Source organism: Pacificoceanicola onchidii (assembly GCF_004804335.1).
GTDB classification, from domain to species: domain Bacteria; phylum Pseudomonadota; class Alphaproteobacteria; order Rhodobacterales; family Rhodobacteraceae; genus Pacificoceanicola; species Pacificoceanicola onchidii.
This window is the reverse complement of record NZ_SRXY01000003.1, coordinates 392,111-406,738: the sequence shown is the minus strand read 5'-3', so window position 1 is coordinate 406,738 and position 14,628 is coordinate 392,111. Positions and strand designations below refer to the sequence as shown.

Annotated in this window: 12 protein-coding genes; 6 read left to right on the top strand and 6 right to left on the bottom strand. The window is 62.9% G+C overall.

What is annotated here, in order from left to right; genetic code table 11:
- Position 1: 1 nt before the first annotated feature.
- The 3 genes from E4662_RS10175 to E4662_RS10165 form a co-directional block, all read right to left on the bottom strand.
- The gene (locus E4662_RS10175) at positions 2-1,165 is read right to left on the bottom strand and encodes an isovaleryl-CoA dehydrogenase (protein ID WP_136441426.1); all 1,164 of its coding nucleotides are present in this window, start codon (positions 1,163-1,165) and stop codon (positions 2-4) included.
- 375 nt (positions 1,166-1,540) lie between these two features.
- Positions 1,541-2,734: a DegT/DnrJ/EryC1/StrS family aminotransferase gene (locus E4662_RS10170; RefSeq protein WP_136441425.1), complete on the bottom strand. Its 1,194-nt coding sequence runs from the start codon at positions 2,732-2,734 to the stop codon at positions 1,541-1,543.
- A gap of 31 nt (positions 2,735-2,765) precedes the next feature.
- On the bottom strand, positions 2,766-3,107 hold the full coding sequence (locus E4662_RS10165) for a DUF2794 domain-containing protein (protein WP_136441424.1): 342 nt from the start codon (positions 3,105-3,107) through the stop codon (positions 2,766-2,768).
- A 214-nt stretch (positions 3,108-3,321) separates the two neighbouring features.
- On the opposite strand from E4662_RS10165, the gene E4662_RS10160 reads away from it, so the two are divergent.
- Complete coding sequence (locus E4662_RS10160) at positions 3,322-4,476, top strand: phosphoserine transaminase (protein WP_136441423.1); 1,155 nt, start codon at positions 3,322-3,324, stop codon at positions 4,474-4,476.
- Positions 4,477-4,557: 81 nt separating this feature from the next.
- Complete coding sequence (gene serA / locus E4662_RS10155) at positions 4,558-6,159, top strand: phosphoglycerate dehydrogenase (protein WP_136441422.1); 1,602 nt, start codon at positions 4,558-4,560, stop codon at positions 6,157-6,159.
- Positions 6,160-6,234: 75 nt separating this feature from the next.
- Here serA and E4662_RS10150 read toward each other — a convergent pair whose 3' ends face one another.
- Entirely contained in the window at positions 6,235-6,723 is a 489-nt protein-coding gene (locus tag E4662_RS10150; protein ID WP_136441421.1) for a response regulator, read from the bottom strand.
- Between the two features lie 160 nt (positions 6,724-6,883).
- On the opposite strand from E4662_RS10150, the gene E4662_RS10145 reads away from it, so the two are divergent.
- Positions 6,884-7,663: a metallophosphoesterase family protein gene (locus E4662_RS10145; RefSeq protein ID WP_136441420.1), complete on the top strand. Its 780-nt coding sequence runs from the start codon at positions 6,884-6,886 to the stop codon at positions 7,661-7,663.
- 9 nt (positions 7,664-7,672) lie between these two features.
- On the opposite strand, the gene E4662_RS10140 is transcribed toward E4662_RS10145, so the two are convergent.
- A complete protein-coding gene (locus E4662_RS10140) occupies positions 7,673-9,022 on the bottom strand; it encodes an aminotransferase class III-fold pyridoxal phosphate-dependent enzyme (RefSeq protein WP_136441419.1) in 1,350 nt (449 codons plus the stop codon).
- Between the two features lie 259 nt (positions 9,023-9,281).
- Here E4662_RS10140 and E4662_RS10135 point away from each other — a divergent pair, with 259 nt between their 5' ends.
- Positions 9,282-10,625 carry a sensor histidine kinase gene (locus E4662_RS10135; RefSeq protein ID WP_136441418.1) on the top strand — a complete coding sequence of 448 codons (1,344 nt, stop codon included), beginning with the start codon at positions 9,282-9,284 and terminating at the stop codon, positions 10,623-10,625.
- A 56-nt stretch (positions 10,626-10,681) separates the two neighbouring features.
- Here E4662_RS10135 and E4662_RS10130 read toward each other — a convergent pair whose 3' ends face one another.
- A complete protein-coding gene (locus E4662_RS10130; protein ID WP_206080285.1) occupies positions 10,682-12,139 on the bottom strand; it encodes a DegQ family serine endoprotease in 1,458 nt (485 codons plus the stop codon).
- A gap of 263 nt (positions 12,140-12,402) precedes the next feature.
- Here E4662_RS10130 and E4662_RS10125 point away from each other — a divergent pair, with 263 nt between their 5' ends.
- Together E4662_RS10125 and E4662_RS10120 are read left to right on the top strand one after the other, a co-directional pair.
- Positions 12,403-13,140: a hypothetical protein gene (locus tag E4662_RS10125; RefSeq protein WP_136441416.1), complete on the top strand. Its 738-nt coding sequence runs from the start codon at positions 12,403-12,405 to the stop codon at positions 13,138-13,140.
- Between the two features lie 3 nt (positions 13,141-13,143).
- Positions 13,144-14,610, top strand: coding sequence for a pentapeptide repeat-containing protein (locus E4662_RS10120; protein WP_206080283.1), 1,467 nt, complete (start codon positions 13,144-13,146; stop codon positions 14,608-14,610).
- Positions 14,611-14,628 lie beyond the last annotated feature (18 nt).

Genomic DNA, 14,628 nt, shown 5'->3' with positions numbered 1-14,628 from the left:
GTCACCTCATTGCGGCCATCAATTCGCGTCCCACAAGCATCCGGCGGATTTCCGAGGTCCCTGCCCCGATCTCCATCAGCTTGGCATCGCGGAAGATTCGGCTCACCGGGCTGTCGGTCAGGAACCCTGCGCCGCCCATGGCCTGCACCGCCTGATGCGCCACCACCATGGCCTCTTCGCTGGCATAGAGGCAACAGGCCGCCGCATCCTGACGGGTCACTGCGCCGCGATCACAGGCCTTGGCAACCTCGTAGACATAGGCGCGGGCCGAGTTCATCTTGGTGTACATATCGGCGATCTTGCCCTGCATGAGCTGGAAATCCCCGATGGACTGGCCGAACTGCTTGCGTTCCACCATGTAGGGCATGATCTCATCGAGACAGGCCGCCATGATCCCGGTGCCGATCCCGGCCAGAACGACGCGCTCATAATCAAGCCCCGACATCAACACGCGCACGCCGCGCCCTTCTTCGCCAAGGACGTTTTCAAACGGCACTTCCACGTCTTCAAACACCAGCTCGGCAGTGTTCGAGCCGCGCATCCCCAGCTTGTCGAAATGCTGAGAGGTGCTGAAGCCCTTCATGCTCTTTTCAACGATAAAGGCCGTGATACCCTTGGAGCCCGCCTCCGGATCCGTCTTTGCATAGACCACCAGCGTATCCGCGTCCGGCCCGTTGGTGATCCAGTATTTGTTGCCGTTGAGCGTGTAATAGCCGTTCTTCTTCTCAGCCTTCAGTTTCATCGAAACCACGTCCGACCCGGCGCTCGGCTCACTCATGGCCAGCGCGCCGATGGAGGTCCCGGCGATCAGCCCCGGCAGGTATTTGTGCTTTTGCTCTTCGGTGCCGTTAAGCTTGATCTGGTTGACGCAGAGGTTCGAATGCGCGCCGTAAGACAGCGAGACAGAGGCGCTCGCCCGCGCGATCTCCTCAACCGCAACCACATGCGCCAGATAGCTCATGCCCGCGCCGCCGTACTCTTCCGGCGTGGTGATGCCCAGAAGGCCCAGCTCGCCCATCTCCGGCCAAAGCTCATTGGGGAACTCGTTGTCCGCATCCACCTGCGCGGCGATCGGCTTCACCCGCTCCTGCGCCCATTTGTGCACCATCTCACGGAGCGCATTCACGTCCTCGCCAAGGTCGAAAGTCATGCTGGCCTGAAACATCCCGCGCCTCCCCGCGTCGGTTATTGAACATGCGTTCATTTAAACGAGCAAAGCGAGTCGCGTCAATGGGCTGGTTGAACCCGTCTGGTTTGGAGGTGGAGGGATTGGTCTTGAGTGGCCATAGAACACACTCGTCCCGGACTTGATCCGTGACCTCATGCCTGGAGAAAAAGCCGCGTCATCGACGGGCCGTGGTACGGCGAAGCAACTTCTGATCACCTCGATTTATCCCTGCCACTGGAGCGCTAGGCCGGCGCGGCTCGGTACGACAACCCAATCGCCGTGCCGTGGGGACGGCCCGTCGATGGCGCGGCGGCCTGCGGCCTTGATTCCGCGCCTGGGTGCAAAGAACGAAGGTTGGCTACAGGCCCAACCCTATCCGGCCTGAAACACGGCCCCCACCTCATCGCGGATAATCCCCGCGATCAGGGCGCAGTCATCCAGACTGAACGTCAGCGGCAGCCGCATGTCCACGATCCCGCGCAGCACGCGGTCGCTGGCGGGCAACGGCTCGGACGGCGCATAGCGCCAGCTGTCATAACGCGACGTGAACCCTGCCGGCTCCGCGCCGCCAAACCACTTGAGTTCGACCCCGCGCGCAGCGCAGCGGGACAGCACCGACTGCACCCCCTCCGCCGACCAATCCAGCAAAAGAAACTGGATCGACGAGCCGACATAGGTCTCTTCCTCGGGCCGCTCCACGACGGTCAGACCCGGCGTGCCGCGCAGCCCATCCTCGACCACGCGGTAGCGATCATTCCACCGCGCCACCTGCTCGGGCAAAGCGCGAAGTTGCGGGCGCAGAATGGCGGCGCGCAGGTTGTCCATGCGCCCAGACACGTTGGGCGTCTCGTATTTGATCCGCTCGAACACCTCCGGGCCGGGGGCCGCCAGATGCCGCTCATACAGCATGTAAGAGCCGGAAAGCATCACCGCCCGCGCCGCGATCTCCTCGTCGTCGGTGACAAGAAACCCGCCCTCGCCCGAATTCATGTGTTTGTAAGTCTGCGTCGAATAACAGCCCACCGCGCCCTGCCTGCCCGACGGGACGCCCTTCCAGGCCGCGCCCATGGTGTGCGCGCAATCTTCGATCACCGTAATCCCGTGCGCGTCGCAAATCGCCATCAGCCGATCCATGTCACACAGATGCCCACGCATATGGCTGAGCATCAGAACAGAGGCCGCGCCCGCTTTGGCCTCCAGATCGTCAAGATCAATGACCAGCCCTTCCGTCACCCCGACGAAAACCGGCACCGCGCCCACGGCGGCAATCGCACCGGGCACCGGGGCCAGCGTAAAGGCATTGGTCAAAACCCGATCACCCGGTTTCACTCCAATCGCCCGCAAAGCGCAGCCCATGGCATAGCCGCCCGAAGCCACCGCCAGCGCGTATTTCGCGCCGGTAAAGGCGGCAAACTCCTGCTCCAGCAAGGCCGCCTCTGAAAGCTCGCCCTCGGCCACGTTGTAACGGTGCAAACGCCCGCCGCGCAGCACCGCCATCGCGGCGGCGATGCCCTCATCGGGGATGGCTTCCTGCTGGGTGAAACTGCCGGTGAATCGCGTTGTCATATCGCATACATGGCGCGGCAATGGCGCCCGGTCAATCGACAGAGCGGATCAGCTTGCGTTCAAGCACCCGCAAAACCGTCCGCAAATCATGTCCGCGCTTCAAAACCTGCCCTTCCGCGCCAAAAACCGCGTATTCGCCCTGCTTCGTGCGCAGCTTGGGGCGCTTTTCGATCCGGTAAAGCGGATTTTCGGCGGTTCTTCGGAAGACGGAGAAAACCGCTACGTCCTTCAGCGTGGAAATCCCGTAGTCGCGCCAGTCTCCGGCAGCGACCATGCGCCCGTACAGCGACAGGATGACGTTAAGCTCGGTCCGGTGAAACATCACCACCGGGTTCGAGGGGTGCGATGCGGGAAACGGCGTGAGGCTGTTCATGACCTCAGGTTCGCGCCAATCCCCTGTGAAATCAAGCAAATTGAACCGCCAAATCCTTTCAAGGTTTCCGATCCGCTCCAATCGCCGCCCGCAATTGTGCAAATACGACCATTCCCGCCCAATTTACGTCTTGCCCCTCAAAGCCGAGTCGCGTTACGAGGCGCGTGGGACACCTCTCCCCAACGAGAGGCATCTATCTGGAAGGTTAGCAGATATGGCTATCAATGCTCCGGTCACGCGGCCGGCAAATCCGCGTTTTTCTTCGGGCCCTTGCGCCAAAATCCCCACATTCGAACTCTCGAAGCTCAGCGATGCCGCGCTTGGCCGCTCGCACCGTGCCGCTGTCGGCAAGGCCAAGCTCAAAGCCGCGATCGAAGAGACGCGCGAGATCCTTGGCATCCCCGCAGACTACAAGATCGGCATCGTCCCGGCCTCTGATACAGGCGCGGTTGAGATGGCAATGTGGTCCCTGCTGGGCGAACGCAAAGCCACCATGGTCGCCTGGGAATCCTTCGGCTCCGGCTGGGTTTCCGACGTGGTCAAGCAGCTGAAAATCGACGCCGACGTCAAGGAAGCCGGGTACGGTGAGATTGTCGACTTCGCCGAGATCGACTTCGACACCGATGTTGTCTTCACATGGAACGGCACCACCTCCGGCGTGCGTCTGCCGAACGGCGATGCGATCCCGGCGGACCGCGCTGGTCTGACCATCTGCGACGCCACCTCCGCCGCCTTTGCGCAGGATCTGGCCTGGGACAAGCTCGACGTGACCACCTTCTCCTGGCAGAAGGTCATGGGCGGCGAAGCGGCCCACGGCATGCTGATCCTCTCGCCGCGCGCGGTTGAGCGCCTCGAGAGCTACACGCCCGCATGGCCCCTGCCGAAAATCTTTCGCCTGACCAAGGGCGGCAAGCTGATCGACGGCATCTTCACCGGCGCAACCATCAACACGCCCTCCATGCTGGCGGTTGAGGACTATCTCGTGGCGCTCGACTGGGCCCGCTCCATCGGCGGCCTGCCCGCTCTGATGGCCCGCGCCGACGCCAACGCAAAGGTGATCTGGGACTTCTGCGAAAGCCACGACTGGATCGACAACCTCGCTGTGGATGCGGCCACACGCTCCAACACCTCCGTGTGCCTGAAGTTCACCGATGCGCGCATCACCGATGGCGCGACCTTCGCCAAGGCCGTGGCCAAGCGGCTCGAAGCCGATGGCGTGGCGCTTGACATCGGTGCCTATCGCGATGCCCCGGCGGGCCTGCGCATCTGGTGTGGCGCCACCGTCGAGACCTCCGACCTTGAAGCGCTCATGCCCTGGCTTGAGTACGCGTTCGAGGCCGAGATCGCCGCGCTGACCGAAGCCGCCTGAGCAACACCTGTCCCGGCCCCGCGCCGGGACCTCCCCCTTTTCCAATAGGAGGCCCCGGATCAGGTCCGGGGCGCGCATACCATGACCGCACCCAAAGTTCTCGTCTCTGACAAGCTTTCCGAAACCGCCGTTCAGATCTTCCGTGATCGCGGCATCGACGTCGACTTCCTGCCCGATGTGGGCAAGGACAAGGAAAAGCTGGCGGAAATCATCGGCCAGTATGACGGCCTCGCCATCCGCTCCGCGACCAAGGTCACGCCGTCCATCCTCGAGCACGCCACCAACCTCAAGGTTGTGGGACGCGCGGGCATCGGCACAGACAACGTCGACAAGGAAGCCGCCTCCAAACACGGTGTGATCGTCATGAACACGCCTTTCGGCAACATGATCACCACCGCCGAACACGCCATCGCCATGATGTTCGCTGTTGCTCGCCAGATCCCCGAGGCCTCCGCCTCCACCCACGCGGGCAAGTGGGAGAAATCCAAATTCATGGGTGTCGAGCTGACCGGCAAGACCCTCGGCGTCATCGGCGCAGGCAACATCGGCGGCATCGTCTGTGATCGCGCCCGTGGCCTGAAGATGAAGGTTGTGGCCTATGACCCCTTCCTGTCTCAGGAAAAGGCCGACAAGATGCAGGTCGAGAAAGTCGAGCTGGACGAGCTGCTCAAGCGCGCCGATTTCATCACCCTGCACGTCCCGCTCACCGATCAGACCCGCAACATCCTCTCCAAGGAAAACCTTGAAAAGACCAAGAAAGGCGTGCGCATCGTCAACTGTGCCCGTGGCGGTCTGATCGACGAAGAGGCGCTGGCCGAAATGCTCCAGTCCGGCCATGTGGCGGGCGCGGCGCTCGACGTGTTTGCGGTTGAGCCGGCCAAGGAAAACGTCCTGTTTGGCCTGCCGAACGTGGTTTGCACCCCGCACCTTGGTGCCTCCACCACCGAAGCGCAGGAAAACGTTGCCCTGCAGGTCGCCGAGCAGATGTCCGACTACCTGATGACCGGTGCCGTGACCAACGCGCTCAACATGCCGTCCGTGACCGCAGAAGAAGCCAAGGTCATGGGCCCGTGGATCAAGCTGGCCGAGCACCTCGGGGCCTTCATCGGCCAGATGTCCGACAATGAGCCGATCAAAGCGATCAACATCCTTTATGATGGTGAAGCCGCAACGATGAACCTCGACGCGCTGAACTGCTCGCTGATCGCGGGCATCATGAAGTCCATCAACCCCGACGTGAACATGGTCTCCGCGCCGCTGATCGCGAAGGAAAAGGGCATCCAGATCTCCACCACCAACCAGGAGCAATCCGGTGCCTTCGAAGGCTATGTGAAAGTGACCGTTGTGACGTCCCAGCGCGAGCGCTCCATCGCGGGCACCGTGTTCAGCGACGGCAAGCCGCGCTTCATCCAGATCAAAGGCATCAATATCGACGCCGAAGTGGGCCGCCACATGCTCTACACCACCAACAACGACGAGCCGGGCATCATCGGCGCGCTGGGTGTGACCATGGGCAGCAACGGCGTGAACATCGCGAACTTCACCCTTGGCCGCAACGAGGCCGGTGGCGAGGCGATTGCCCTGCTCTACGTCGACGCCCCGGTCCCGGCCGAAGCCCGCGCCAAGCTGGCGGAAACCGGTCTGTTCAAGCAGATCAAGCCGCTCGAATTCGACGTCGCCTGATCTCTCAGGCCCTTGAAAGCAACAAAAAGGCCCGGGCGCATCCGCTCCGGGCCTTTCTCATGTCAGCGCCCGAAGTCAGTGCTCGCGCCTCTGCCGCGCCCGGTGCCGCTCTGTTGCCGCCTGGGCCAGACCGGGCCGAAAGGCGCGGGGCACCTCCGTTTCACGCTGCGCCGCGCGGGCGGCGGCGATACACTCCTTGATCAGGCCGAGCGTGGACTCACCGCGCAGCTGATCCTTGGCCAGCACATGTTTTACATTGGCCATTTTCGCCTTGGCAAAGATGAAGGGCGACGGCCATCCGGTGACGATCAGCACCGGGATCCCGTCAAACCGGACATCCTCCGACAGCTCCATCACAAAATCCGCCCCGTTCCCGTCGGGCAGGGAGTTGTCGAGCACGACAAAATCAACCCCTCCGGCGGACAAACACCGGCGCGCCTCTTCCAGCGTTGTGACCATGACCAGCTGAAGCTCCGGCTCCAGCCGGTGCAGCACACGGCGCAACGTAAAGCGATCCATTTCGCTGTCATCAACAACAAGACAAGTCAACGGTTGGTACGGCATGGCGCGTCAGCCCCTAATAACAAACACCCGGCCCCAAGGGTTCCACCTCGCGCTTTCGATTTCGTTAAACCGGGGGTGAATCTCCGCGCCGCAGCCGTTAATGCTGTCGCAAATTGAAAACAAACCGTCTGCACACAGGCTTGCAACGTAAGGACACGCCATGACCCGGCTTTATGCCATCGGAGACATTCACGGCCAGAAGTCCGCCCTCGAAGATCAGCTCGCGCTGATCGACAAGGACGGCGGGACGCAGGCGCGCGTGGTCTTTCTCGGGGATTATGTCGATCGCGGCCCGGACTCCAAAGGTGTGCTTGACCTCTTCATCAACGGCATCAAAGAGGGGCGCGACTGGGTCTTTCTCAAGGGCAACCATGACCGCATGTTCGAGCGGTTTCTGGACAGCGGCCAAACCCGGGACGAACGCATTCTCTCGGGCAAGCTCTGGCTGCACGAACGGCTCGGCGGCACGACCACGCTGGAGACCTACCTCGACACCGCCGCCGCGCTGGAGGCGATCGGCGCGCCAACCCGGCGGCTCGAAAGCTACGGGATCGATCCGATGCCGGACGATCTGCTCCTGCCTTTCCTGTCTCACGTGGCCGAGGCCGTGCCGCAATCCCACCGCGACTTTCTCGCAAATCTCTCCCTAAGCCACGAAGAAGACGGGTATTTCTTTGTGCATGCGGGCATCCGCCCCGGCCTGCCTCTGTCGTTGCAGGAAGAGGACGACATGCTCTGGATTCGCGACGAATTCCTCACCGACCAGCGCAACCACGGCGCGCTGGTCGTGCATGGCCATACCCCCGTTGACGCGCCCGAAATGCGCATCAACCGCCTCAACCTCGACACCGGCGCGGGCTATGGCCGGGCGCTCAGCACCGCCGTCTTCGAAGACGGCGCGGTCTATCACCTCAACGCCTTTGGCCGCGCCGCGCTCTGAGCCTTCGCCTCAGGCCGCGGCAAACCCCGCATCGAGCGCCTTGACGATGACGTTGACCTCCGCCTCGGTGATGGTCAGTGGCGGCGACATCAAGAGGTTGTGCCCGCCAATCCGCACCATCGCGCCGCTCTCGTAAGCCACCTGATGGATGCGCGCCACGGTGCCTGCATCAAGCGGCGTTTTCGCCGCGCGGTCACTGACCAGCTCGATCCCGGTCATCAGCCCATGCCCGCCGCGCACGTCGCCAATCAGATCGTGTTTGGCCGCAAGCCGCTGCATCCCTTCGAAAAGCTGCTTGCCCCGCGCCGCCGCGTTGGTTTTGACATCGAGCCGGACCGTCTCGGCAAGGCAGGCCGTCACCGCCGCCGCCCCCACCGGATGCGCCGAATAGGTGTAGCCATGGCTGATCGCGCCGTCCGCGTCCGCGCTTTCGAACACCTCCGCCACCTTGCCCGACATCATCGCCGCCCCCACCGGGAAATAGCCCGAGGTGATGCCCTTGGCCGTGCTCATCATGTCAGGTTTCACACCCCAGTGCCGCGCGCCGGACCAATCGCCGGTGCGGCCAAAACCGGTGATCACCTCATCCGAGATCAGCAAAATCCCGTGCCGGTCACAGATCTCGCGCATCAGCGGCATGAAGCTTTCATGCGGCACCAAGACCCCGCCCGCCCCAAGGATCGGTTCCATGATCAGCGCCGCAATGCTGTTTGCCCCCTGAAAGGCGATCTCATCCTCAAACGCCTGCGCGATCAGCTGCGCCAGCACAGCCGGATCGGTTTCATTGAACGGATTGCGGTACGGGTACGGTGCGGGCAGATGGAAACACCCCGGCAGAAGCGGCTCGTAATTGATGCGGAAACGGTTATTACCGTTGACCGAAGCGCCACCGAAATGCGTGCCGTGATAACCCTTCTTCAAAGAGATGAACTTCGTCCGGGTCGGCTCTCCGCGCAGCCGGTGATACTGCCGCGCCAGCCTCAGGCAGGTCTCGACGCTGTCGCTGCCGCCGGAGGTGAAGAAGACCCGCTCCATCCCGTCTTCGGCAAAGAATTCCTGCACCGCATGAGCCGCCTCGATCGCGGGCGGATTGCTGGTTCCGGCAAAGGCGGAATAGTAAGGCAGTTCCTGCAACTGCCCGGAAATCGCGTCTTTCACCACCTGGTTCGAATAGCCGAGGTTCACGCACCACAGCCCGCCGACCCCGTCGACCACCCTGTGCCCGTCAATATCGGTGATCATGGATCCTTCGGCACTGGCGATGATCTTCGGCGGTTGCTCCTGCATCTCGCGCGGATGCCCCATCGGATGCCAAAGCTGGCGGGCGTTTTTCTCTTTGAGGAAGTTGGCGTCTTTCATTTCGCGACTCCGAAAGCAAAATTTGATCAAATGCTGACAGGCGCCGCCGCACTTGTCCAGATGCGCTCTGACCACAGGCATTCACGCAGCACCGGGCAGGCCCGATACCCCTCTCTCCAAGCGCCGTTTGAAAGCCGTGGGAAGCCGCCGTTAACCTCCCGTTAACCAATTCGACGTTTCACTGAATTGCAGAAAATCCTTCTCACGAACGCGTAATTTCCTCCGTAATCATAAAAATCAGTCGGTTAGTTTCACACCAATGCTCCACCAAAAGGAGAACCCCACCCCAAACCCGGCCGAAACCACCCGCGAAATCGCGCGGCTTTACGAGGTCGAATATGGTGACACGCCGGAACTGATCGTCCGGATGCTCGGCGTGGGCGGCGGGACGGCTCTGTTCTATGTCTATTCGGGCTGGATGATAGCCTGGATCTGGCCTCTGGCCTTCTACATCTGCCACGCCGTCTTCTTCACCTTTCTGCGCAGCCAGCGCAGCGCGCCCGGACCACGCGCGCCGCATCTGGCCTGCGCCCTGTTTTTCGTGGTCATGCTGTCTTTCCTGTGGCTCCCTGCCTACCTCGCGGCGCAGCCCGACATGGAACTGAGCTATATCGGCACGATTCTGATCGCGACGTTGATCATTTTCCTGATCCGGCGCGGCGACACCTATATCTGGCTGATCGTCTCCGAAGCCTGCGCGATCCTGATCAGCCTGCTCTACGTTCTGTGGGCCAAGCTTGACCGAACCGACGACACCTTGGCCAAGATCGCGCTTGCGGTGGTGACATTTGTTGTCTGCGGCTATCTCCTGCGCGGCCTGACCGCTGCCCGGCGGCTGCGTATGACAACCGAAGCGGCGGCGGTCAAAGCGCTTCAGGAACAAAAACTCGCGGCCATCGGCCAGTTGGCGGGCGGGGTTGCGCATGACTTCAACAATGTTCTGACCGCCATCAGCGGCAATCTCGAACTCTATGATCACCTGCACGATCCGGACGAGCGCCACCACGTCATTGGCGAGGCCCGCACCGCTGCCAATCGCGCGACAGAGGTTGTGCGGCAATTGCTGATCTACGCGCGCAAAGCCCCGACGGTGCGCTCCACAGTCGACATCAACGCCTGCGTCACGGAGCTGTCGAACCTGTCGCGCAGCCTCGTCACTGAGAAGGTCCGCGTCAAACTCGACATGCCCCCGGCCCCGATGCACGTGCATGTGGACGAAGGCCAGCTTTTGACGGCCATGCTGAACATCGTGGTCAACGCGGTCGACGCCATGCCAAGCGGCGGCAGCCTGACGATCTCGGTTGCGATCAGCAACCTGCGGTCTGCGCGCCCGATGGCCGACGGCACGGACCTGCGCAAGGGGCTCTATCTGCGCCTCGATTTTCGCGACACGGGGAGCGGCATTTCGGACGCGGTTCTGGGCCGCGTGATCGAACCTTTCTTCACCACGAAACCGCCCGGCAAAGGCACCGGCCTTGGCCTGTCCATGGTTCAGGGCTTTGCGCGGGAAAGCGGCGGCGGGCTGGCCATCGCCACAGGGCCTACCGGCACCATGATCAGCCTCTACCTGCCACAGGTCGACCCACCCGCAGCGCCAAAATAAGAAAGGGCGCCCCCGGATGGGAGCGCCCTTCGTGGTCCTGTCAGACCGGCCTTGGCTTATTCGCCGCTCTCAAGGCTCAGCGCCACGAACCGTGGATCCCCGCCCCGGCGCACCAGAAGCAGGATCGACTTGCGCCCGGCTTCCTTGGCCTCTTCGATGCGGGCCTCCAGATCATCGATGCTCAGCACCTGGCTCTGGCTGGCTTCGGTGATGATGTCACCGGCGCGCAGGCCCTTCTCGAAGGCTTCCGAGGTTTCGTCCACGGACATGACCGCAAGGCCCTTGGCGGACTCGTCCAGTTCCATCTCCGCGCGCAGCTCATCGGACAGCGGCTGCAGGGTCAGGCCCATGATATCCGCCGTCACCGGCGCGTCCGGCTCCTCTTCGCCCGGCATCGCGGCAGGCACGGCCCCTTCGGCCTCTTCGCGGCGGCCAAGGGTGATCTTGAGCGTCTCGGTCTCGCCTTCACGGTTCACCACCACGCGCACGGACTTGCCGACCTGCGTGTTGGCCACGACACGCACCAGCTGGCGGGTGTCGATCACCTCGACGCCGTCAAAGCTGACAATCACGTCACCGGCCAGAACACCGCCCTCTTTCGCCGGACCATCCGGCACGTCAGAGACCAGCGCGCCCTTGGCTTCCGGCAGACCCAGCGCTTCGGCCACGTCATCGGTCACGTCCTGAATGCGCACGCCAAGCCAGCCACGGCGGGTCTCACCGAACTCCTTGAGCTGATCGACCACCCGGGTCACAACATTCGATGCCATGGAAAAGCCGATGCCGATGGAGCCGCCGTTGGGCGACAGGATCGCGGTGTTCACACCGATCACATCGCCATCCATGTTGAACAACGGGCCGCCCGAGTTGCCCCGGTTGATCGCCGCGTCGGTCTGGATGTAATCGTCATAGGTGCCGCTCAGCGCCCGGTTGCGGGCGGAGACGATGCCAGCCGAAACAGAGAAGCCCTGCCCCAGCGGGTTGCCCATGGCCATGACCCAATCGCCAACACGGGCGGTGTCGCTGTCGCCAAAGTTAACGAACTTGAGCGGGCCATCCGCCTCGACCTTCAAAAGCGCGATGTCGGTGTTCGGGTCCGTCCCGATCAGCTGCGCGGGCAGCTCCATGCCTTCAAAGAACTCGATCTGGATCTCATCGGCGCCTTCGATGACGTGATTGTTGGTGACGATGAAACCGTCCTCGGAAATCACGAAGCCGGAGCCAAGCGCCGACGAGCGGCGCGGACGGTCCCCTTGCGGACCGTTGCGGTCCTGGAACTCGCGGAAGAAATCCTCGAAGGGCGAGCCTTCCGGAACAATGCCTTGCGGGCCGGTGCGGCCTGCAACGGTGGTGGATGTGGTGATGTTCACAACCGACGGGCTGATCTGCTCTGCAAGATCGGCAAAGCTTTCCGGCGCGCCGCGTGCGTGCGCCATCAGCGATTGCGACAGGATCAGCACCATCGACAGCGTGCCGAGCCAGAACAGCCTGAGCGGCGTTGCCTGGTCCCGCATCAATGCTTGGGTTTGGGGTTTCACTTGGAACTCCTTCGTCTCTGCCAGTCGGCGTGCGCACTCCCGGTCGCCGCCGCCTGCCTCCTGATGTCAGTGTGTCAAAGATAGGGTCGATTGTGCAACACCAAAGGCGGGAATCCCTGACCTCAAGCAAGCGTGATTGGTTTGTGACTGGGCGCATCCCATCGCTTTTTCTTGACCTGCGGGTCTTTTTGCGCTCGCCTGTAGGGAGAAAGCCCTTATCACAACGCATTTTGCAGGCCATGGAACAGGAAGATTTTCACAGGCGGGTCGTCGCTGTCCTTGAGCGCTGGCAGCCCGAGGTCTCGGACGAAGACAAGGCTGCGAGCGCCGCGCGCAAAGCCCGAAAGGAGGCCGATGCCGCCCGGATCAAACGGGTGGAGAAGGTCTCGTCCGCCGCGCGGGGCAACTGGTTCTGGTTCTTCGGCGTCCTGGCCTATGCGATGGTCACGGTCATGGGGCTTGATGATCGCAGCTTCTTCACAGGCGGCGCGGCGACGAAGCTGCCGATCCTGAATTTCTCGGTGGATTTCTCCTATTTCATCCTGATCGCGCCGACGCTGATCGCGCTGGTCTATGGCTATCTGCACAACCTGATCGAGCAGCTTTGGTACGATCTGGCCACCCTGCCCGCGCGCGGCGAGGACGGCCAGCCGATCTCGGCGCATCTGCCGGTCTGGCTTTTGATCGACAGCGCCCTGATCCTGCGCCGCTGGTTTGGGGACGACGACGCGCCGCCCGTGGACCTCTCGCCCCTGTCGATCATCGGCATGTTCGGCATCACGGTGCTGATCTGGGGGGCGGCCCCGGCGGTGGTGGCGGTCTTCTGGCTGAAGGCCTCTGTGCTGCATGACATGGGAATCCAGCTCTGGATTGGACTGGCGCTGTTCTACTGTCTCGCCTCCGCCTGGTGGAGCGCGGTCTCCCTGATCGGCACCATGATCACCGAACGCCCGGCCGCCGCCGCAGAGGAGGCCTGAGCCATGACGATCACCAGCCAACCGCTCAAACGCCCCGAGCAGCAACCTGACAAGCCGAAACCCGGCGATGGCGCGCCAAGCGGCGGGTTTACCTTTGGCGGCGTGAAACCGCCGTTTTATGAGCGATGGAACTGGGGGCGGATTATTCTGGCGGTTGTGACCGCCCTCGTGCTGGCCGCTGTCGGCTTTTCCATCACAATCGCAAGTCTCTCCCGCAGCGGCCATCTGCCGGAATGGGCAAGCTGGGTGCCGGAGGGCTTGAGGCCGCCCATGTTAACCGCAGATCTGTCGCGCACCGCCTTCACCACCCTGCCCGCCGGCTGGCGCGATCGGGACACGGCGCGGCGCGACCATCTGACCGCCTGGTGCAAACGCGCCGACACGCCTGCCTGCCCGGTCGAGCCTGACGCCGTGCAGGCGATGCTGAACAATCCCGCCTTTCGCGCGCATTTCGCCCAGGAACGCAGTGCCGGGATCAAGGCCATGGCCAAGACCGGCCCCAAGCCGCGCGATCTGCGCGGGGCGGATCTGTCGTTCAGCCAGATGACCGGCGCAGACTTGCGGCGCGCGCAGCTGGACGGGGCGTGGATGGTGGGCGCGGTGCTGGAAGAGGCGGACCTGCGTGGCGCCCGCTTTGGGTACACCGATCTGAGCGAGGCCAACCTGGTTGGCGCAACGCTGATCCCCAAGATCGAAACCACCGCCCGCATCAACCTGCGGCGCGCGGACCTGCGCGGGGCCGTGCTGTCTTCGAACCCGGATGAGAGCCAGGAGATCTTTGGCGATTTTCGCGCGGCGAACTTTGACGGGGCAAGGCTTGAGGGCCGCTTTACCGGACGGTTTGGCAATGCTTCGGAGACGTTCTTTTCCATGCGCGGCGCGGATGTCTCGGGGGCCTACATTGAAAACGCGTTGATGTGGCTGCCTTACCAGTCCAAGGCGATGGACGGGCTGATCGTGGCGCGGGCGCAGGAGGCCTTTACCGAGCTTCTGGGCGGGCCTGTCTCACCGATGCTGCTGGCGCAGATCGCCAATGACACGCCCACGGTCACGTTCAAAGGCACGGCGCTGGCCGGGCTTGATCTGCGCAATCTCGCCCCCGTCACCGGCAAGGAGCCGATCGACGATCTGATTTATGCGCGCATTTTCCGCAACAGTTTTGGAGATGCGCATGTGCGCCTGCCCAAAGGCGTGATGCGGCCCTGTCACTGGCTGAGTGATCCGGGGCTGACCCTGATGGGCAACGATGAGGCTTTTCTGGGCGCGTGGCGGGCGTGGCTTGTGCGGGGCGGTGTTTCGGAATGGCCGCCCAATGGGCTCGACCCGATGGACACCTCCAAACGCGGCAGCACCTTCACGAGCTTTCTCAAAGACATTGAGGCGCGCGACGACCTGCTGCCTCCGGCAGAGATCTGCACATGGGAAAGCTGCGACTGTTCGGCTGTGGAGGCGTGGCGGTCTGAAGAGTAGCCACGGCTTTGGCCCGTC

Bases quoted from the DNA above. Each gene is read 5' to 3' on its own strand.
- E4662_RS10175 (WP_136441426.1), bottom strand. From the start codon at position 1,165: ATGTTTCAGGCCAGCATGACTTTCGACCTTGGCGAGGACGTGAATGCG.
- E4662_RS10170 (WP_136441425.1), bottom strand. From the start codon at position 2,734: ATGACAACGCGATTCACCGGCAGTTTCACCCAGCAGGAAGCCATCCCC.
- E4662_RS10165 (WP_136441424.1), bottom strand. From the start codon at position 3,107: ATGAACAGCCTCACGCCGTTTCCCGCATCGCACCCCTCGAACCCGGTG.
- E4662_RS10160 (WP_136441423.1), top strand. From the start codon at position 3,322: ATGGCTATCAATGCTCCGGTCACGCGGCCGGCAAATCCGCGTTTTTCT.
- serA (WP_136441422.1), top strand. From the start codon at position 4,558: ATGACCGCACCCAAAGTTCTCGTCTCTGACAAGCTTTCCGAAACCGCC.
- E4662_RS10150 (WP_136441421.1), bottom strand. From the start codon at position 6,723: ATGCCGTACCAACCGTTGACTTGTCTTGTTGTTGATGACAGCGAAATG.
- E4662_RS10145 (WP_136441420.1), top strand. From the start codon at position 6,884: ATGACCCGGCTTTATGCCATCGGAGACATTCACGGCCAGAAGTCCGCC.
- E4662_RS10140 (WP_136441419.1), bottom strand. From the start codon at position 9,022: ATGAAAGACGCCAACTTCCTCAAAGAGAAAAACGCCCGCCAGCTTTGG.
- E4662_RS10135 (WP_136441418.1), top strand. From the start codon at position 9,282: ATGCTCCACCAAAAGGAGAACCCCACCCCAAACCCGGCCGAAACCACC.
- E4662_RS10130 (WP_206080285.1), bottom strand. From the start codon at position 12,139: ATGCGGGACCAGGCAACGCCGCTCAGGCTGTTCTGGCTCGGCACGCTG.
- E4662_RS10125 (WP_136441416.1), top strand. From the start codon at position 12,403: ATGGAACAGGAAGATTTTCACAGGCGGGTCGTCGCTGTCCTTGAGCGC.
- E4662_RS10120 (WP_206080283.1), top strand. From the start codon at position 13,144: ATGACGATCACCAGCCAACCGCTCAAACGCCCCGAGCAGCAACCTGAC.